Here is a 20069-nt window from a genome sequence, read left to right on the forward strand (position 1 = left end):
AGAGCGGGTTGCAACACGTGGAAAAACGAAGCAAACGTTTCCAGACAGATAAAGTTTGACGATTATTCGGAATATACTGCCCTAAACGGTAGCAGGTACCTCAAACTCATTCATGATGCTGCCATAATGCTCGGAGTACAACGGGTTAGCGTTCTAAAGCAGCTGAAATCAGCTTCAGCATTTGACGGGCGGCAGCAAGCTGTCTCTGTTGCCTCAGTGAGAGTTCCGGTGTCGAATCGGCTTCGAATCGAAACTCTGAAAGTAAAGAATCTGTTTGGAAGGATTCGACTCTCTTTATTTCTGGTGGGTTACTGAGATCCATTGAACTTCGATGAGCTACGCCAATACAAATCAGTCCATCTTGATCTTGGGGGGCATTTGGCCCCAGGTGACCTGTAATTGATGCAGCCCATGTTGCTTCGGGAGTTTGCTTTAAGACTCCAAGTGCCAACTCTCTGGCTGTTTCACGACTCACATCCGTATATTTTTCCAGAGTCTCCGGCTGCACGCCCAACCATTTCATTTTGGTATCCCAGCGGTAAACGACGGCGGAACCACAAAAATAATCAGAAATTCCCGGCAGGCTGGTCATTAAAGTCGCCACCAGACCACCGGTGCAGCTTTCAGCCAGCACCAGCTTTTCATCATGCGTTCTCAAAGTCGCCTGAACTTCTTTCGCAGCTTGCAGCAAAAAATCGGGTAACATAGGGGATCTCCAAAAAACAACCTGCGGTTCTCTCTTGATAATTTACACGCCACGCTCTCTATTCTACAGTGTGTGCGTCGTAATAATTATTTTCTCTTCTAATCTAAGAAATATCGTTTTTTCAAATCATGTCGCGTTCCAAGCCTACAACAGACCTCAAACCCTACTTTCAAACCCTCGAGGATCTGGAAGGCCCTTTCAACTGGAGCGACTTTTTCGGGAATGACAACCCCGTTGTATTAGATGTAGGAACAGGTCGCGGTTTATTCCTGTTTAATTCCAGCGGAGCAAATCCGGACAAAAATTATCTCGGTCTGGAAATCGACTATCGTGAAGGGCGGCGGGCAGCGACACGACTCTTCAAAGCGGACCGGCCCAATGCCCGTGTTTTGGGCGGGGATGCGCGAATGGCCTTTGACAACTTTATCCCGAAATCATCCATTTCCGAAGTGCATGTCTACTTTCCTGATCCCTGGTGGAAAAAACGACATCATAAACGTCGAATTTTCACGGATGTGTTTGTCAGACAGGTCACAACGGTGCTCAAGCAGGGAGGTGAACTTCACTTCTGGACTGACGTCGAAGAGTATTTCGAACGGGTTAAAAATTTGATGGATCACGCCAGTCAATTTGCACATCGGGACGCTCCCGAAGAAAAGCTACCCGAGCATGAAATGGATTATCAAACCAGCTTCGAACGAAAAAAGCGAAACGAGGGCTGGAAAATTCACCGCGGACTCTGGGAACTGCAATCATAAAGTGCCCACATACATAGTCTTTTTATGGTCATGCGACTGCACTATGTATTTACAAATGCTCTAACACAGCCTGTTGTAGATCAATGGGCTGATTGAACTTAACTCGCCGACCGATGTGATACCACCAGATGCCTCGAATCGGATAGAGCGGAACCGACCGAACATGCTCATGCTGCTGACGTATCTGATTCAGATAAGTTTCCTCAAAGTCGGGTACTTGCTCTGGTAACTCCAAATGCTTGACTTTGATTAAATCCACCAGCGTTAACTGGTGTTTTTCAACTAAGAGATCTAAAGCCTCGATCCCAAATGACTGGACGAATTGCTTGGGAGGCGAAGGGAACACAAGTGATTCTCGATCATTTGCCGTAATCAGAGAATAGTCATCTGAGAAAACCGTCGTGAAACTGTGAAACCGTCCATAAGGTGAAAGTGTGACCTGAAAAAAAGTGGCACTTTCAAGGTGTTCCCAAACCAGGATAAAATTCTGCTGTAAACGATAAATGCCGACTTGATTGAATTGATTTGATTCAGCCCAGTCAGATTCAAGACGACATTTATTTTCATAGTATTCATCCCAATCCGCTTCAGGTAACAAAATTAACCGGGGTGATCGCATATGCTGAATGGCATAGTAAATCAGAATCGGAATCAGGACAAACAGATAACAAACGCCCATTCCCACCACGATCAGAACACAATTAATGAGATTGACGTTAGCCAGCATAATCCGCATCCGGATGAAATTACGTTTTGAAAGCGAGCCGCTTTTTCTGGTAAAAAGAACACTTCAGGATTTATCGATTGTCTCACCCAGACGATCGATTTTCCAGCCTAACAGCTTGGCGTTAATTTTGTCACTCAAGGCATGGCACATTTCCAGAAAAACATCGGTGGCGCGATCTTCATTCAATTCATGTGCTGAAAACTGTTTCAGTGTTTCCTGACGTAAACAAGTCACATCATCAAGTAACTGATGTAACACAACTCCGTCATCGCGATTATTTCCGTCCAGTTGCATCTGCTTGTTTTCGATTTCCACCAATTGTCGAATATAACGGTCCAGTTTATGTTCCTTCGCTTTTGAGCGCCGATTCTGAACCCATCGAAACAACAGATACGCGGCAATCAGGATCGACACGATGAACGATCGCATCCCCTCAGTTGCTTCAACAAACTCGGAATTCAGAAAGGGTTTCAATTCAGGATTATATGCATGATCCGCACCAAGATGAACCGGGAATCCCTGATTGTCGCGGGCAAATGTATTGCCTTGTGCAAATAGCTCGTTCAAACGCATCTGTCGTGAAAAATTTTGATGCAGAATGATCAAGGTCACTTCAGCAATGAGATCGGCGGACACGGACTCCCTTGTGAGCAGATGCGCACCGCAAGCCACTGTCTGCAAATTTTGGGGAGGAACTGTCGGCTCTGCCCGGCGATACATGCCTGCCGGAATTTCATATTCATAAAAATGAGATTCCTTGCGCGTCAGTGCGCCGATATAGGGAATTTCCAGAATGCGATAGTGACCGGTTTCCAGCAAATCATGGAGCACTGGAGCTTGAACTCCCACTGTCACGATTGCTGCGTCTAACGTATTGCCTCCGAACTGTTTTTCGATCTCTTCATAGGAAAGATACGCGGGTTCAATTTCGTCCAAAGTCAATTGAAAGTGCTGCAAGAGCGGCACACTGGCGGCCAGGTCTCCAGAGCTTTGTTCGCCAATCGCAATACGGCGGCCTTTCAGGTCATTCACACTCTTAATATCAGAATCAGCGGGCACAATAATATGCACTACTTGTGAATACAGGTTGGCAATGAAACAGATATGGGGTGTTGTGTGTAGCATCGGTTTCGGCTTAGCCGCCTCGACCGGTTTCAATGTCGCCAGCGCAAACTCCGTACCTGGTTGATAAAAACCCAGATCCGCTTTTCCGCTTCTTAATAATTCCAGATTTTCCAAAGATCCTTTCGTCTCTAGAATCTCCACATCAATCGGTAAACGTTGCTCTAACATCGATTTGAGTTGCACGGCCATTCCGTGATAGCGACCTTCTGGATGACCTGCGGCAATCGTGATCTGTCTGGGCAACGCCGTCATCCACTGATAGGTGAAATGCAGGATGACAGGCAATGAAACCAGCAAGCTGACAACCAGAATTTTGAACAGAGTACGCTTCATATCCACCTTCATTGATAAATTCTCAAAAATAATAATCTCCGATGATTCCAGCAGAATGTGCACAGAATATCATAGTCTATTTCGCTGAATTTATCTTCTTTTCAGCCAGAATTCGACTGTTTCCATATGAATAACGAGTCTGAACTCCAGGGGTATCAAACTGTTTTTAGATTTCCCCACTTTGCACAGCTGTTACCCTTGGCGCGATTTTTTGGCGAACTATGCTAAGGGGCGATACCTCTGTATCATAGGAAGCCATTGTAAGCTTTCAGTCACTAATTTCCCCTGTTTTGAAAAGCGAGTGAGTTCCATGTACCGAGTCCTGATCACGGACAATCTTTCGCCAGCCGGCCTTAAAGTTCTCGAAGATAACCCGGAAATCGAAGTCGATGTTCGGTCCGGTCTTTCGCCGGAAGAAGTACGGGAAGCACTCAAGTCAGCAGATGGGATCATCATTCGCAGCGCGACCAAACTCACGGACGAAGTCCTGAAAGGGCAACCCAGATTAAAGGCAATTGTCCGGGCAGGTGTCGGCGTTGATAATATCGATCGTGTGGCCGCCACGCGCGAAGGTATTGTCGTGATGAATACGCCCGCTGGAAATACCACTAGTACGGCTGAGCAAACCATTGCCCTCATGATGGGACTGGCTCGTAATATCGGACCTGCTTACTCAACAATGAAAGAAGGCAAGTGGGAGCGTAAAAAATTAACCGGAACCCAGGTCGCCGGGAAAACACTGGCCGTCGTGGGACTGGGACGTATCGGTCTTTCCGTCGCGCAACGGGCACAAGGCCTGGAAATGAAAGTCATCGGTTATGATCCCTTCCTTTCTGCAGAGAAGGCAGCCGAATATGGTATCGAACTCTATAAGGAAGTGGATGAAATCGTTAAACACTGCGACTTCCTCAGCGTGCACACTCCTCTGACAGATGAAACGCGTGACCTGATTAACGCCGAGCGTATCGCCACGATGCGTCCCGGAGTCAGAATTATCAACTGTGCCCGGGGTGGTATTATCAACGAAGACGATCTGGCAGATGCACTTGAATCGGGTAAAGTCGCGGGAGCCGCTTGTGACGTGTTTACTCAGGAACCACCAGAAAACCGACGATTGATCGATGCGCCTAATATGTTATCGACTCCCCACCTTGGTGCTTCCACAGATGAAGCACAGGAAATGGTCGCTTTGGAAGCCGCAGAGATTATTACCGATTATCTCACCCGCAACGAAATTCGCCACGCCATCAATATGATTCCCGTTTCGGGAGCAGAAATGGCAGACCTGAAACCACATGTTGAGTTGGGGCATCGTCTGGGTTTGTTCCTGTCTCACCAGACAGAAGGCAGTCTCAAAAACGTCCAAATTCAGTATCGAGGTGAAGTGGCAGAGAAACAAACGAAACTGATCACATCCAGTTTTGCGGCGGGGTTACTCTCCAATGCTTTTGAGGCAGATATCAATATCGTAAACGCCACGGTATTCGCAAAAGAGCGTGGAATTGGGATTTCTGAATCGAAATCCAGCGAAGCCGGCACACTTTCTACGATGATCTCAGCGACGATCGAAACAGACGAAGGCCAGTACTCGGCAGCCGGTACTATTTTCGGGCAGGACTTCTTACGACTTACCAAGTTGGATGAGTTTTATCTCGATGGTTACCTCGATGGCAATCTGTTGATCTACCGCCATCATGACGTTCCCGGACTCATCGGTTATATCGGCACGGTTTTGGGCAATCACAAAGTCAACATTGCTCACATGGCTCTAGGTCGACTTCAAAACCAACCTGGTGGTGAAGCGATTGCTGTTCTGAATGTCGATGGAGAAGTTCCGGAAGCAGCTTTGGCAGAAGTCTCCGGCCACAAAGACGTTTCCTGTGTGAAACTAGTAAAAATGCCGCCCGCGACTGCCCCGCTTCCCTGGTTACAATAGTCTCTTTGCTTAACAGTCGCTTCATTAAATCTTCTTTGATGAAGCGATTGAAGCAGTTTTCAGCACACTTTAGGGCCCGTACCTGCAAAACAGTTGATCAGCCCCCCCTTTCAAAGGTAAAATAAAGACGGTGAGGGTGCGCGCCTCATTAAAGACGGAATCTGAAAAAATGAATTGACAGGTGCACCAGTTACGGTATCATGCCCGGCAATTCCAATGTTTGTTTTTTGGGGTCGTTTTGACTTAAACTGCACCTTGATATTGCCATAACCTTGCTAAGTGATCTGGAGGGTGGGCGGCGTATGATATCTGCAACTACCGGGAAGACACAGTCTAGCGCCATGCAGGCGAGTGTTCTGGCGCTGAATAAGACTTATTCGCCGGTTCACGTGATCTCAGCCAAACGCGCTTTTTGTCTGCTCAGTAAAGACATTGCGGAAGTCATCAGTGTTGAAGATGGCAGCTTTATGAACTATGACTTCAGTTCCTGGATTGAAATCAGTGAGCTGAGGTCCGAATTCAATGAACGAACGGAATTGGAAGACTGGATCTTTTCTGTGAATTTTGAAATCCAGGTTCCCCGTGTTGTTCGCCTGTTGCACTATAATCGCATCCCCAACAATACGATTAAATTCAACCGCCGCAATATCTTTATTCGAGACAGTTATCGTTGCCAATACTGCCACAAAAAATTCGGCGTCAAGCAACTTAGTCTGGATCACGTCGTCCCCCGCTCTCACGGCGGAGGCATGAGTTGGGAAAATATTGTCAGTGCCTGTCGTCGCTGTAATACGAAAAAAGGAGGCCGCACGCCTTCGCAGGCTGGAATGAAGCTGCTGCAAAAACCGGCAAAGCCCAGTCGTAACCCCGTGTTGCTGCAACAGGTCAAGCATGAGAAATACGCATGCTGGCGCAACTTTGTGAGCACGAAGGAATTACTCGCCTGTGAATAACAGCGAGTGGTGAAACTGCGCTTCTTTCATTTCATGGTCTCTCACAGACTCTGCAATCAGCATTTGCTGTTTTCTTCGGAATTGACCGGCAAAATCGACACATCCAACGCGATTCTCATCCTGAAACCAACTGATTTTGACGGCATTGGTTCCACTTGCCTGGGGAACTGTCTATAGTACGATGCGGAAATCAAGTCCCCCTCGCTACCGTTCATCGTATAAAATTCAGGAATCTGGAATGTCGTCTTCTCCTTTAAATGTGGCCATTATCGGTATGGGTACCGTAGGCAGTGGTGTAGCAAAAATTCTGCTTAATCGCGCCGAACAAATGACCACGCGGGCAGGCCGCCCCATACACCTCAAACGGGCCGTCGTAAGAGATCTTTCACGAACACGTGACATCGAGCTTCCTGCTGGAGTGCTGACCGATGATGTCGAATCCGTCATCAATGATTCTACGATTGAGGTGGTACTTCAACTGGTTGGCGGAATCGATCCCGCCTATGACATTATATTGCGCGTCCTGGAAAGCGGCAAAGATGTTATCACCGCCAACAAAGCACTCCTCTGTGAAAAAGGAGAACTCGTATTCCAGCGCGCAAAAGAGTTGGGTCGCTGCATCTGTTTCGAAGCAGCAGTCGCAGGGGGAGTCCCTTTAATCGAAACAGTCACGCAAGCCATGACTGCGAATCAAATTATTTCGATTGAAGCCATCCTGAATGGAACCAGTAATTATATTCTGACCGAAATGTTTTCCCACAATACAAGCTATGCAGACGCCGTGAGGACTGCTCAAGAAATTGGGTATGCAGAAGCTGATCCCGCCATGGACGTAGATGGCACTGATGCCGCACAGAAATTAGGAATCCTTGTGCAACTGGCATTGGGAGTGAAAGTTAATCTCGATCAATTCCTGCGACAGGGAATCGATTCGCTTTCACTGGCTGACTTACAATACGCTGACGAGCTGGGCTATACCGTCAAACTGTTGGCGGTTGCCAAATTACTGAATGGTCAACTCGAGATGCACGCGCAACCGACGTTGATTCGTAATGATAACCCGTTAGCGCACGTAGAAGACGCTTATAACAAGATCGCTTTGGAAGGTGATGCTGTGGGGAAAGTCTGGCTCTCGGGTATGGGAGCCGGGCAAATGGCGACAGCGTCTGCCGTCGTTGCTAACTTGATCGATGTCGCCGTAGGTCGGGCCGCCATTACGTTCCCGAGATTGAATCTCTGGAACTCCAGTCAGGACATTCAAATCCTGCCACGCGAAGACATTTCGCGGCGGTACTTCCTGCGTTTAAACGTAGAAGACCGCCCTCACGTACTGGCAGACATTACGAACGTGCTGGGAAATCACGAAATCAGTATCGCCAGTCTGGTACAGCATGAAGCACCTGAAGTCGATGAGACGGAAAACTACCCCATCGTTCCCCTGGTTATTATGACGCACCGCACAACCGAAGGCCGATTTCAGGCAGCCAGCAGGGAGCTGGATGCATTGGATTGCATCCGGGCTCCCTTTGTGCGCATGCCGGTGAATGATTGATCGAAAGACTATTCGTCTTTCTTAGCAGGCGTTTTTTCAGGCGCTGCTTTTTCTGGCTTCGCTTCTTCTTTTTTCTCAGGCTCTGCTGGCTTCTTGTCTGCTTTTGCATCAGGAGCCGCCGCCTCTGGTTTCGCTCCCTCTTTCGCAGATCCATCAACGATGGTTGCTTTTTTAATGTAGTCCAACATCGGAAACTCTTTTTTCAAATAAGCGTTCCCACCTTCGACCAGTTTTCCCTGGTGGGGGCCGCGTCCACTTGGTGCTCCTTCTCCATAGCCGTTATACAGAGAATCGACGACGTCCATCCCTTCAATGACTTGCGCAAAAGGAGAAAAGCCCATTCCATCCAAGTTGGAGTTATCACCAAAGTTGATAAAAAATTGTGTCGAACGCGAGTTAGGCAAACCTGATTTTGCGAAAGAGACATAGCCCCGTTTATTCGACTCGACCACAGGCTCATCCATAATGTTGTTATCTTTCCATTTGGCGTGTACGGCAGGATCTCCATTAATACCGATTTGTGCCATAAACCCGTCAATCACACGAAAGAATGCAGTATCATTATAGAAGCCCTCTTCCACCAGTTCCTTGAAGCGTGCGGCCCCTTTGGGTGACCATTCAGGATGTACGTCCAATACAATATTTCCCTTTGTCGTTTCCAGTAAAACTTGAAAGTCCCCGCCGGCAGGAAGCGTTTCCAACTGTTTTTGGGAAGTCGCTTGAGGAACTTCAGGATCACTGGCTGTGGGGGTTTCTCCGGGACAGCCTGCCAAACAAGAAACAGCCAGACACAGAATCCACGGGGTAAAACGTGACATCATATCCATCCTCACTCTAATGAAAGGTTTAAAATTGAAAGAACTTACAAGATCTTAACGAGTCTGAATTTCCTCGCCAAGCCGCTCAAACTCGGCACGTAACACAGGCATTGCTCCTGCATGGCTGGCAACCATACCTCCCACACGATTGGCAAACAAAGCCGCCTTGTCCCAGGACCAGCCTAATAAACGACGCGAAATCAAAGCCGCCGTAAACGAATCGCCGGCTCCCACCGCATCAACGACCTCAACGGGCATGCCGGGAATATCATATTGTTGATCGTCGGCATAAATCAAACATCCTTCAGCCCCCCGCGTAATACAGACCGCTTCCACAGTATACTCTTTCTGAATATGTTCGATAAACCAACCTGTATCACCGACAGAGATTTCTAGCAGCCCCGCCAGTACCTCTACTTCATCCAGGTTTAATTTGACGATTTTTGCTAAAGATAAAGAACGCTCGATCCAACTCCGATCAAAGTATTCCTGCCGCAAGTTGATGTCGTACACAACCAGACAATCAGCGTTCGTCGCCGCAAGACACTGATAAATTGATTCTCGGGAGGTTTTCTCTCGCTGAGCCAGGGTACCAAAACAGACCGCCTTAGCCTGATTCATCAGTTCGGCCAACGGTTGATTAAACTCTAAATGATCCCAGGCCACTCGTTCGTGAATCGTGTATTGTGGATCATTGGCGTCAGAAAACTCAACCGTCACGGTGCCGGTGGGAAATGTCGTATCAATCTGCACGTACTTTGTAGCAAGATTTTGCTGTTTTAAGAAATCCAGCAATTCTGTTCCCAATGGATCTTGTCCCACGCGTGAGACGACAATTCCCTGACAGGCCAGTTGATTTGCCTGAAAAGCGACATTCGCCGGCGCGCCTCCGGGCCGCCTTTCATCACCAAAACAGTCCCACAGTAATTCACCTAAACCGATTACCACTGGAAGAGACGTTACATTATTCATAGAACTCTAATTCAATTACAATTTCATTTAGGAACACTATTTCAAAACAGATGATTGTATTGTGAAATTCAACACCGCACACAATCATCTCGCGTGATACCATAACATAATCCAGGATAGAAATTCCATGCATCGCATTTATGAATACCGCCATTTAGTCACCGAGGAGGAAATTGACGGACTCGGACACGTCAACAATGTGGTTTACCTAAAATGGCTACAGGACGCTGCGGTGGCACATTCCACCGCCAATGGCTGGTCAGCCCGTCGCTACCGCGAACTGAAAATCGGCTGGGTCGCGCGGAGTCACTATATTGAGTATTTACAACCGGCGTTTGTGGGTCAGGAAATTATCGTACAAACCTGGATCTCCACGCTTCAAAAGGTTAAATCTCTGCGGAAATATCAAATCGTACGCCCCCTTGATTCTGAGCTACTGGTAAAAGCCGAAACAAACTGGGCATTCGTGAATTATGAAAATCTGACTCCACGGCGCATACCGCAAGAAGTACTCTCGTGTTTCGCGGTGATTCCCGAACAGGAAGAACCCCGCTAATGGTTCGCAGCAATTGATTCTGGATTCAAAAATATGAGCGAAGATTTTGGTTCAAAACGTGAAATGCACTGTCTATCATGGTAGTCTATCTCTAACACGATGATTGACAATTCTTCTTTCGAAATCATCCCAAAACACATCTGTTTAAGTTTTGATTCTGATCAAAGGCCAATTTCATTTTCTGGCAATGATTTCATACATTTCATGGTGAGCAATGACTGATCAACCCTATGAAAAGCTGGGCGCATTTTATCTAGGTCGAGAACATGATCTGGAAAACGATACAACCAAAAACGATTTGGTATTGTACGACAGCAAAGATCTGACCACACATGCGGTTTGTGTCGGCATGACCGGCAGCGGCAAGACCGGACTCTGTTTATCGTTACTGGAAGAAGCCGCCATCGATGATATTCCCGTCATCGCCATCGACCCCAAAGGAGATCTGGGAAACCTGTTGCTTACCTTTCCCGATTTGAAACCAGCTGACTTTCGCCCCTGGGTTGAAGAAAGTGAAGCGATCCGCAAAGGAAAAACTCCCGACGAATTCGCGCGTTGGACTGCCGAACTCTGGAAACAAGGCCTGGCCGACTGGCAGCAGGATGCCTCCCGCATCGAGCGCCTGCGGTCTGCCGTTGATATGGCTATCTATACGCCCGGTAGCAACGCCGGTTTGCCAATCTCTGTCTTAAAATCATTTGATGCACCGAGTGAGGCTGTGTTGAATGATAGCGACGCGTTTCGAGACCGCATCATGTCGGCGGTCTCTGGTTTGTTGGCGTTATTGAAAATCGACGCCGACCCCATTAATAGCCGTGAACACATTCTACTCTCGAATATTCTCAGCAATGCCTGGAAAGAAAAACGTAACGTCTCCGTTGCCAGTCTGATTCAGGAAATTCAGGCCCCCCCTTTCGAAAAGATTGGCTTTCTGGACCTGGATACGTTTTATCCTTCCAAAGATCGAATGAAACTCTCGATGCAATTGAACAATCTACTCGCCTCTCCGGGATTTGAAGCCTGGATGCAGGGAGACGCATTGAACATAGAGCGTCTGTTAATGACGAAACAAGGCAAGCCACGCATCTCCGTGCTCTCGATCGCACATCTTTCCGAATCAGAACGCATGTTTTTTGTGACGGTTCTCCTCAATGAAGTACTCGCCTGGGTGCGCAGTCAATCGGGCACGTCGAGTTTGCGTGCCATCCTGTATATGGACGAGGTCTTTGGTTACTTTCCTCCCACCGCCAACCCACCTTCTAAAACGCCGATGTTGACTTTGTTAAAACAGGCTCGTGCCTTTGGGCTAGGAGTGGTCCTTTCCACACAAAATCCGGTCGATCTGGATTACAAAGGCCTCTCGAACACAGGCACCTGGTTTATCGGCCGTCTGCAAACCGAACGCGACAAAGCACGAGTTCTGGATGGTCTGGAAAGTGCTTCAGGCACGGCGGGCAGTCAATTTGATCGGCAGCAAATGGAATCGATTTTGTCTGACTTGGGAAGCCGAGTCTTCCTGTTGCACAACGTGCATGAGGATGCCCCCGTCATATTCCACACGAGATGGGCACTCTCCTATCTGCGCGGCCCGTTGACACGCAACCAGATTAAAACGCTGATGGAACCCCGCAAGATCGCAGTCGCTGAAACAAAAGCCAATACAACTGCGGCAGCACCAACCATTGCTGCCGCGCCCGAAAGCGATCCGAGCCAGCCTCCACCGATTCCTGCTGAAATCAAACAACGCATCTTTACCCCGTCGACCATGTTGACCAAAGGAAGTCGCCTCGTTTATCGACCGGGAATTATTGGTGTGGCAAAGCTACGCTATGCCGACGCCAAGTCGAAAGTCGATCTCTGGCAAGATGTCGCGATGCTGGCTGCGATCACGGGCGACCTGCCGGAATCACTTTGGGATGAGGCGACTCTGATTCCTCCCGGCAATCTGGAATACGACGATGAAACTGCAAAACAGGCCCAGTTTGCGGAAGTAGCCAGCGAGATGACAAAACCCGCACAGTATCGTACATGGAGCAAGAAACTGAAGACCTGGCTCTATCAGGAGCATCCACTCAAGCTGTGGTTTAGCGCCAGCCCGAAACTGTATTCCGAACCAAACGAAGATGAAGCGTCATTTCGTGCACGACTCAAACAACTGATGCGTGAAAAACGCGATTTACAAATTGAGAAATTGCGCACTAAGTATGCATCCAAATTTGAAACCATCAAAAACCGAATCCGAACGGCTGAGGAACGTGTGGCGCGAGAAGAAGCACAATATAGTGACAAAAAAATGAGTACGTTTCTTTCAATTGGAACCACCATTTTCGGAGCCCTCATGGGTAGAAAGATCGCCAGTGCCACGAATGTGCGGAAAGCCTCCACAGCCGCCCGCAACATGGGAAAAGCGGCTAAAGAGCATGGCGACATCGGACGCGCCAAAGAAGCATTGGAAGTACAACAACAAAAATACGCCGACCTCGAAGAAACATTTCAACAGGAATTAGATGAGCTGGAAGAACCCATTCATCCTGAAGATTTCGAGATCGAAGAATATCCCGTCCGCCCACGCAAGTCCGACTTAATGGTGAACGAAGTCTCGTTTATCTGGCTTCCCTGGTCTGTCGACTCAACTGGCATCAGCCAGCCCCTCTATCGATTGGACGAAGAGTAGTATCTGAGGGAAAATTTCTCTTTCGCATCATCATGCAAACACGACGCTGCCATTGTTTTCAAGTCAACATGGTTAGTTTCTTGCAACAAAACCCCAATGTTGATTGTTAACGCAAGTTGAGGCATGAGTGATCCCAGGTAGGGGCGAACCCATGTGTTCGCCCGCTGTGATCCAGCATTCAAAACTTAAAAACAAAGCACAAATAGACTCCCATTCATTGATCAATTTACAACAACTCATCAACAAGCGCGGTCGGACACATGGGTCCGACCCTACGAGAATCGTGCTTCTTTAAATGTTTTTGGTTCCGGATACCTTTTTGAGTAGGGTTTTATTTAACAACGAAATTCACCATTCTACCCGGCACGACGATGGTTTTGACAACCGTTTTCCCTTCCAGGAACCGTACGACGGTTTCGTCTTGTTCGGCCGCTTGTTGCATGGTTGCTTGATCCGCATCAACGGCAATTGAAATCTTGGCGCGTAATTTTCCGTTGACCTGAACCGGAATTTCGACAACCGATTCCTGCAATAACGATTCATCATAGTTCGGCCACGGTTGATAAGCCAATGAATCAGTATGACCGAGAACACTCCAGAGTTCTTCCGCGATATGCGGGGCAAACGGCGAAAGAATTAACACGAAGTCAGACAAGACAGCTTTGGAGCGCACCTTTTCCTGTCCCATCGCATTCGTGAATTCCATCATGCGACTGATGGCCGTGTTGAACGACAATTTCTGAATGTCTTCCGTGACCGCTTTGATCGTTTTATGCAAAATACGAAGCTGGTCTTCGGAAGGTTTATCATCGGAAACGACATCACTTAAAGTGACAGCTTCCGCGCGTTCTTCAACCATCAATCGCCAGACACGACCGAGAAAACGGGAGACGCCATCCACGCCACTCATACTCCAGGGCTTTGTCGCTTCCAACGGCCCCATAAACATTTCATACATACGTAATGCATCGGCACCATACTGCTCGACAACAAAATCAGGGTTGATCACATTCCCGCGTGACTTCGACATCTTATAAGCGCGGCTGCTCACATAAATCGTAGGGTCTTCGACCAGTGTGAAATCCTCTCCTTGCTTTTGCACCTGATCGGACTGTAACTTCACAGCAATAATCGGATCTTTTGTTGTTTTCTCAATCCACTTGGTTTCAGATTCGTCCGACTCTTCAACGGCTTTGGAAGAAACCCAGTCACCATCGGCTGTCTGAAAACCAGTCAATTCGACATCGCCTAAAATCATGCCCTGGTTGACCAACTTTTGGAATGGTTCCGCGCAGGTCACGTGACCACGATCGAATAAAACCTGATGCCAGAACCGCGCGTAAAGTAAATGTAAAACGGCGTGCTCGCCACCACCGATATAAAGATCGACGGGTAACCAGTTCTTTTCATTCTCCGGATCGACAAAGTGCTCATTGTTTTTGGGATCGGCAAACCGCAAATAATACCAGCAAGAGCCCGCCCATTGAGGCATGCTGTTCACCTCACGGTATAAACGGGTCCCATCGGAGTCGGTTTTAAATAACCACTCATCCGGTGCCGCAGAAAGTGGAGGATCCGGAGTTCCTGCTGGCTTATATTCTTTCAATTCGGGTAACTCGACAGGCAAGCTCTCTTCTGGATCGGGGCGCATCAAACCGGTGATCTTTCCCTCGGCGTCGAGTTCGTGCCAGATGGGAAATGGTTCGCCCCAGAAATGCTGTCGACTGAAGAGCCAATCGCGCAAACGGTAGTTTACAGCTCCTTTTCCAAGTCCCTGATCAACGAGATTGGCCGTAATTTTCTTTTTGAATTCGGCGGTCTTCATTCCATCAAATTCTCCAGAATGAATGGCCGTTCCCAAACCGGAAAAGGGAGTCCGTTTCGCTCCCTCGATGTCTGCTTCTAAAGCCGACTCTTCTTTCGAAGGTTCATATCCAGCAGGGGGTTCCACTACAGGAATAATAGGTAAATTAAACTCGACGGCAAATTCCCAGTCACGCAAATCGTGTGCAGGGACCGCCATGATGGCACCTGTGCCGTAGCTGATTAAAACGTAATCGGCGATCCAAATCGGAATTTGTGCACCATTCACCGGATTCACCGCATAGCTTCCCGTAAAAACACCCGTCTTTTCCTTGGCCAAATCTGTTCGATCAAGGTCGCTTTTGAGTGCTGCCTGATGGCGATAGGTTTCCACCGCTTGTTTCTGATCAGCCGTCGTCAAGCGGTCAACAAATGGATGTTCCGGCGCCAAAACCATATAAGTGGCACCATATAATGTGTCGGGACGCGTTGTATAAATCCGTAAGACATCCGCATCAGGCTCTTCTGGAAATCCTGATGCTCCGCGCGACGCGTTCCAGATTTTGAAAGCTTGGTCCAAAGAATCACTTTCGTGTTCGGCACCGACAAAGAAATCGACTTCAGCACCTTCACTGCGACCGATCCAGTTTTTTTGCAACGACTTGATCGATTCAGACCAGTCGAGTCCTTCTAAACCGTCGATCAACCGATCTCCATATCTGGTGATCCGCAACATCCACTGACGTAAAGGAATTCGTTCGACGGGATGCCCCCCTCGTTCACTTTTGCCATCGATGATTTCTTCATTCGCCAAAACCGTTCCTAAAGCAGGACACCAGTTGACTGGCGCTTCATGCTGATAAGCCAATCGCTGACGGTTCTGATAATGGCGGACCGCCTCCTCACCCTCTGATTTCACTTTGTCAGGGATCGGCAACTCGCTAATCGGTCGGGCACGACCGACGCGTTTTTTACCATCCGGACCTGTCCACTCACACTCACCATCAAACCAGGACTCGAACAATTGGAGAAAGATCCACTGGGTCCAGCGGAAGTAGTCAGGATCGGTCGTGGAAAATTCGCGGCTCCAGTCATAACTAAAACCTAACATTTTCAACTGACGACGAAACGTATCGATGTTCTTTTGAGTGGTGACACGGGGATTCGTGCCTGTTTTAATAGCATGCTGTTCGGCGGGTAAACCAAAGGCATCCCAGCCCATGGGATGCAAAACCTGCTTGCCTTGCATGCGGGCATGACGGCAGACAATATCCGTTGCCGTATATCCCTCCGGATGCCCTACGTGTAAACCATCGCCAGACGGGTAGGGAAACATATCAAGCACATAGAGCTTGTCTTTGCCTTCAACAAAATCTCCTGCCTTGAAAGTTTCCTTTTGATCCCAATATTCCTGCCATTTGGTTTCGATCCGCTTGGCGTCATAACGAGGCATTGTGTCCGGTCTTCCTAATTCGTGATGGGCATCATGGCCCGGTCTAAGTTTGGTTTAAAACGTGACAGGGCGATTTCCCTGGTCGCATATCGTAGCAAACAAACAGGTACACTGTCAGTGATATCTACAGTAATAGAGTAAGTTTAGCCATCCTTGGAAACTTTGCAATTCTGCCTGTTTTTGGGATCGAGGGTTTCTTTACGATCCGACTTTTGTCAAAATGAACGAGCTGTTCTTCTAGACATAGTTACTACTTAAAAAGTCCACACATTTTATTAGCCCCACTCCTGGAGTAAACATAATGGCAGTTGATTTCCATTCTCAGATCGAGCAAGAAACCAGTAGACGCGACTTTCTGAAAACCTCTTCCCTTTTGGGATTCGGAGCGCTGACCGCAGGCTCCCTGATTTCAGACACACAATTGTCAGCGGGAGTTCAGAAGAAAGCCGCTCCAGAAAAAAACAAACTGAGTCTGGCCGCCTATTCATTTCATCGTTATATGAAACAAAGCTGGCCCAAGCCGCGACCGAAGAAAACCCCAGTGACGATGAACATCATGGATTTTGTTCGCTACTGCGGCGAACTGAAACTCGATGGTTGCGAATTGACCAGCTATTATTTTCCAAATCCTGTCAGCAATGATTATCTCAGGCAGACAAAAGACCTGGCCGGTTCACTGGGGCTGGAAGTCTCTGGCACTGCAATCGGCAACGATTTCTGTCTTCCCAAAGGTGCAGCCCGTGATGCCCAACTCAAAATGACACGTCAGTGGATCGACTATTCGGCCGCCCTCGGGGCTCCCGTCATCCGAATTTTTGCAGGCCGCGTTCCCAAAGGGGGAAATGAAACCGAGGCGATCAAAATGTGTCAGAAAGGCATTAATGAATCCCTCAAATATGCCGAGCAAAAAGGAGTGAGTCTGGCACTCGAAAATCATGGAGGGATTACTTCTACGCCTGAGCAGATGATGAGAATCATTGATGGTGTTAACAAGGCACCTAATTTTGGAATTAATTTTGATAGTGGAAATTTCCGAACAGAAGATCCTTACGCTGATCTCAAAAAAATCGCTCCCCTGGCAATTAATGCTCAGATCAAAGTGGAAATGGGAATGCGCGGCAAAGAGGTTCCCGCCGATATTCCACGTATTATTAAAATTTTGAAAGATGCGCACTATAAGAATTTTATTGTGCTAGAATACGAAGCAAAAGAAGAACCCAAAGAAGCGATCCCTGGTTACATCAACGAATTACGTAAACTGGTTTAATTGTAAATTAACGTTACTTTTTTTTGTTCTAGTGAGCTTTGATCATGGAAGAAACTCATTCTGAACCTCCCGAAGAAAAAAAGAAGGGGCCTATCTGGACTCATCAGCTACCGTTGGAGCGTGAAACCTGCATCTTCATCCTGGTGAATGCGCTCGATGTCTTCATGACTTATATCCTGTTGGTGACAGGTAATTTCAGAGAGTCAAACCAGATCGCGAATTTCTTTCTCGCCAGTTGGGGAATCAAAGGAATGGTCTATTTTAAATTTGGACTGGTTGCGGTCGTGACGATAATTGCACAAATCGTTGCCAGGAAAAAGTTCAACACAGGACGCAACTTATTGAACTTCGGCTCGTTGGTTGTAGCAGGAGTTGTGATTTATAGTGTCGCACTCTTTATTCGGTCGGGGTACCTGTTTGGCTAATGAGACCGGCCCTTCCCCGCCGCTCACCCCGGCTGGTCGGTAGTCAGGCGAATCAACCCGGCAAATAAAATCGCCGCCGTTTCAATTCGTAATATCCCCTTGCTCAACTTGATCGGCTTTGCGCCTTGTTCCAATGCCGATTCGAGCTCTTCAGGAGAAAAACCTCCTTCTGGCCCAATCAGTAATACCAAAGAGCCGGACGAAGCGTTTGTTGAATTCATGTTCAAAACATCGAGCCTTGTTCCCTCTGGATCCGCAACTAACATCTGAGACTCGGAGCGAGAGGCTTCTTCTAAAAAATCATCCCACTTCTGCAGAGCCCCTAATTCCATCATGCGGGTTTGACCTGACTGCTTCGCTGCCGCGACGATCGTCTGTTGTAATTTTTTCAAACGGTTCTCGCCCGGATCAACACTACTACGTTCGGTAATCAGGGGCACCAACTTATTGACACCTAACTCCGCTGCCTTCTCAACCAACCAGCGAAAGCGATCTCCTTTCGGGACTGCAGTGGCTAAAATCAAGGGAACCTGTGTCTCAACAGGGGTTTCGCGTCGCTCGCTCACCTTAATTTCGATGGTTTTGCGTGAGGTTTTTATAATGACACCCTCTGCTTCAGCTCCCGTTCCGTTAAATACCAGCACAGAATCACCGACCTGCAGGCGTAAGACGTGTAGCCCGTGATGTGCTTCGCCGCCTTCCAAAAGCAACTGATCGGGGTCTAAAGAACCTTCAAAATAAAATCGGTGTGGCATAAATGCTTTCGGAATGAGTTAAACCAGACTGAATCCAGGTTGATTACAGTATCTGCAAGTCTATTTGCACCAAGAAAAAATCGTGTTGAAACCGCTCTAGTTAAATGGGACGCCCTTTAGAAAAACTTTAAGCTCTTTAAAATGCGTAAGTTGGACAAACATAGAATAGCCGGGTGGTGCTCAGTCATGCCGATGGTATCGAATGACCGATTTTAACAATCAGGGAAACTTCACACTCAGAGCAGGCTATTCATCTAGCCCTCTGAACATGGCGTCTCTTTCATTGGATGGTATCTCGATCCCTGTACGTTCTGCAAGGAAAAGAGAATCTGGACAGATCGATTCTCACCCAAAATTCAACAGGTCAAAAAGAATTATGTATTGCGATTTCTGGAATTTCACACAAGCTCCCTTCAATCAACGACTGGATCTGGAATATTTTTTCGAAAGCGAGCTCCACGAAGAGGCGCTCGCACGGCTTTTATTTGTCGCTGAAGAACAAAAAAAAGGCGCTGTCTTTACAGGTCCTTCGGGCACAGGTAAAACACTCACCCTGAAAGTACTTCAGTATTTATTGAAACGCAGCCCGCATCGCTGTGAATACATTGATCTCCTTGGCTTAACAGAAGAGGAATTTCTGTGGCAGGTCTGTGCCCAGTTACGTCTGGGGCCAGCTCACACGACCGCACTGCCTCAACTTTGGCGATCCCTGGCCGATTATCTCACTGGTCTCCAATTGACTCAAAGCCGCGTCATCTTGCTCCTGGATCATGTGGATAAAAGTCATGCTGAGTGTCTCAAGTCGATTGAACGGTTACTGCATTCCGGAAACCAGGAATACCCTTCGTTATCTATTGTGACGACCTTTGAAAATTTGAACTCCGGACAGGCAGCCAACGTATCTCATTTATCAGATCTCGCCATCGAACTCGCGCCATTCGACCTGGAAACGACCCAAAACTATATCGTTCATCGTCTGAGTCAATCAGGTTGTTCAAAGTCTGTGTTTACTGATGACGCATTCGAAGAAATTCAGAAAACGGCAGAAGGAACGCCACAAAAAATCAATCAGATTTGTGATCTAGCACTCCTGGCAGGATATGAGCAAAGTCTGGAAGAAATAGACTCGAGCGTGATCAAAAGTGCAAACCTTGAAATAAAAGGCGCTCCTACATCCACAAACCGCATTTCCGAAGTCATGCAAGGTGTATAGAATAGAGTGTTACTCACAGACACTCCCCTTACCTTAGAAGACG

At 47.8% G+C, this 20069-nt stretch carries 16 protein-coding genes; 9 read left to right on the forward strand and 7 right to left on the reverse strand.

Annotated elements, in window-relative coordinates; translation table 11 throughout:
- Nucleotides 1-145: 145 nt before the first annotated feature.
- The gene (locus V144x_RS25795; RefSeq protein ID WP_144989679.1) at nt 146-706 is read right to left on the reverse strand and encodes a CinA family protein; all 561 of its coding nucleotides are present in this window, start codon (nt 704-706) and stop codon (nt 146-148) included.
- Between the two features lie 128 nt (nt 707-834).
- Between V144x_RS25795 and trmB the strand changes: the two genes are divergently transcribed.
- Entirely contained in the window at nt 835-1464 is a 630-nt protein-coding gene (gene trmB / locus V144x_RS25800) for a tRNA (guanosine(46)-N7)-methyltransferase TrmB (protein WP_144989681.1), read from the forward strand.
- A gap of 49 nt (nt 1465-1513) precedes the next feature.
- Here trmB and V144x_RS25805 read toward each other — a convergent pair whose 3' ends face one another.
- Together V144x_RS25805 and V144x_RS25810 are read right to left on the reverse strand one after the other, a co-directional pair.
- Nucleotides 1514-2191: a hypothetical protein gene (locus tag V144x_RS25805; protein WP_144989683.1), complete on the reverse strand. Its 678-nt coding sequence runs from the start codon at nt 2189-2191 to the stop codon at nt 1514-1516.
- A gap of 63 nt (nt 2192-2254) precedes the next feature.
- Complete coding sequence (locus V144x_RS25810) at nt 2255-3649, reverse strand: TAXI family TRAP transporter solute-binding subunit (protein WP_197998641.1); 1395 nt, start codon at nt 3647-3649, stop codon at nt 2255-2257.
- A 310-nt stretch (nt 3650-3959) separates the two neighbouring features.
- Between V144x_RS25810 and serA the strand changes: the two genes are divergently transcribed.
- The 3 genes from serA (at nt 3960) to V144x_RS25825 (ending at nt 8090) form a co-directional block, all read left to right on the forward strand.
- Nucleotides 3960-5585, forward strand: coding sequence for a phosphoglycerate dehydrogenase (serA, locus tag V144x_RS25815; RefSeq protein ID WP_144989687.1), 1626 nt, complete (start codon nt 3960-3962; stop codon nt 5583-5585).
- A 302-nt stretch (nt 5586-5887) separates the two neighbouring features.
- Nucleotides 5888-6538, forward strand: coding sequence for an HNH endonuclease (locus V144x_RS25820; protein ID WP_144989689.1), 651 nt, complete (start codon nt 5888-5890; stop codon nt 6536-6538).
- A gap of 238 nt (nt 6539-6776) precedes the next feature.
- Nucleotides 6777-8090, forward strand: a complete 1314-nt coding sequence (locus V144x_RS25825; RefSeq protein ID WP_144989691.1) for a homoserine dehydrogenase — start codon at nt 6777-6779, stop codon at nt 8088-8090.
- Nucleotides 8091-8098: 8 nt separating this feature from the next.
- On the opposite strand, the gene V144x_RS25830 is transcribed toward V144x_RS25825, so the two are convergent.
- The gene (locus V144x_RS25830) at nt 8099-8908 is read right to left on the reverse strand and encodes a peptidylprolyl isomerase (RefSeq protein WP_144991159.1); all 810 of its coding nucleotides are present in this window, start codon (nt 8906-8908) and stop codon (nt 8099-8101) included.
- Nucleotides 8909-8962: 54 nt separating this feature from the next.
- On the reverse strand, nt 8963-9880 hold the full coding sequence (locus tag V144x_RS25835; RefSeq protein WP_144989693.1) for a carbohydrate kinase family protein: 918 nt from the start codon (nt 9878-9880) through the stop codon (nt 8963-8965).
- Between the two features lie 127 nt (nt 9881-10007).
- Here V144x_RS25835 and V144x_RS25840 point away from each other — a divergent pair, with 127 nt between their 5' ends.
- Together V144x_RS25840 and V144x_RS25845 are read left to right on the forward strand one after the other, a co-directional pair.
- Complete coding sequence (locus tag V144x_RS25840; RefSeq protein WP_144989695.1) at nt 10008-10436, forward strand: acyl-CoA thioesterase; 429 nt, start codon at nt 10008-10010, stop codon at nt 10434-10436.
- 214 nt (nt 10437-10650) lie between these two features.
- Nucleotides 10651-13110, forward strand: coding sequence for a helicase HerA domain-containing protein (locus V144x_RS25845; protein WP_144989697.1), 2460 nt, complete (start codon nt 10651-10653; stop codon nt 13108-13110).
- Between the two features lie 331 nt (nt 13111-13441).
- Here the strand turns inward: V144x_RS25845 and leuS are convergent, their stop codons facing one another.
- Nucleotides 13442-16366: a leucine--tRNA ligase gene (leuS, locus tag V144x_RS25850; RefSeq protein ID WP_144989699.1), complete on the reverse strand. Its 2925-nt coding sequence runs from the start codon at nt 16364-16366 to the stop codon at nt 13442-13444.
- A gap of 301 nt (nt 16367-16667) precedes the next feature.
- Here leuS and V144x_RS25855 point away from each other — a divergent pair, with 301 nt between their 5' ends.
- Both V144x_RS25855 and V144x_RS25860 read left to right on the forward strand, forming a co-directional pair.
- Nucleotides 16668-17633, forward strand: coding sequence for a TIM barrel protein (locus V144x_RS25855; protein WP_144989701.1), 966 nt, complete (start codon nt 16668-16670; stop codon nt 17631-17633).
- A gap of 44 nt (nt 17634-17677) precedes the next feature.
- Nucleotides 17678-18058 (forward strand): DUF5658 family protein, encoded by a 381-nt coding sequence (locus V144x_RS25860; RefSeq protein ID WP_144989703.1) that lies wholly within the window; start codon nt 17678-17680, stop codon nt 18056-18058.
- 23 nt (nt 18059-18081) lie between these two features.
- On the opposite strand, the gene V144x_RS25865 is transcribed toward V144x_RS25860, so the two are convergent.
- Nucleotides 18082-18813: an RsmE family RNA methyltransferase gene (locus tag V144x_RS25865; RefSeq protein ID WP_144989705.1), complete on the reverse strand. Its 732-nt coding sequence runs from the start codon at nt 18811-18813 to the stop codon at nt 18082-18084.
- A 376-nt stretch (nt 18814-19189) separates the two neighbouring features.
- Here V144x_RS25865 and V144x_RS25870 point away from each other — a divergent pair, with 376 nt between their 5' ends.
- The gene (locus tag V144x_RS25870; RefSeq protein WP_197998642.1) at nt 19190-20026 is read left to right on the forward strand and encodes an ExeA family protein; all 837 of its coding nucleotides are present in this window, start codon (nt 19190-19192) and stop codon (nt 20024-20026) included.
- Nucleotides 20027-20069: the final 43 nt, after the last annotated feature.

Source organism: Gimesia aquarii, assembly GCF_007748195.1.
Classification (GTDB): domain Bacteria; phylum Planctomycetota; class Planctomycetia; order Planctomycetales; family Planctomycetaceae; genus Gimesia; species Gimesia aquarii.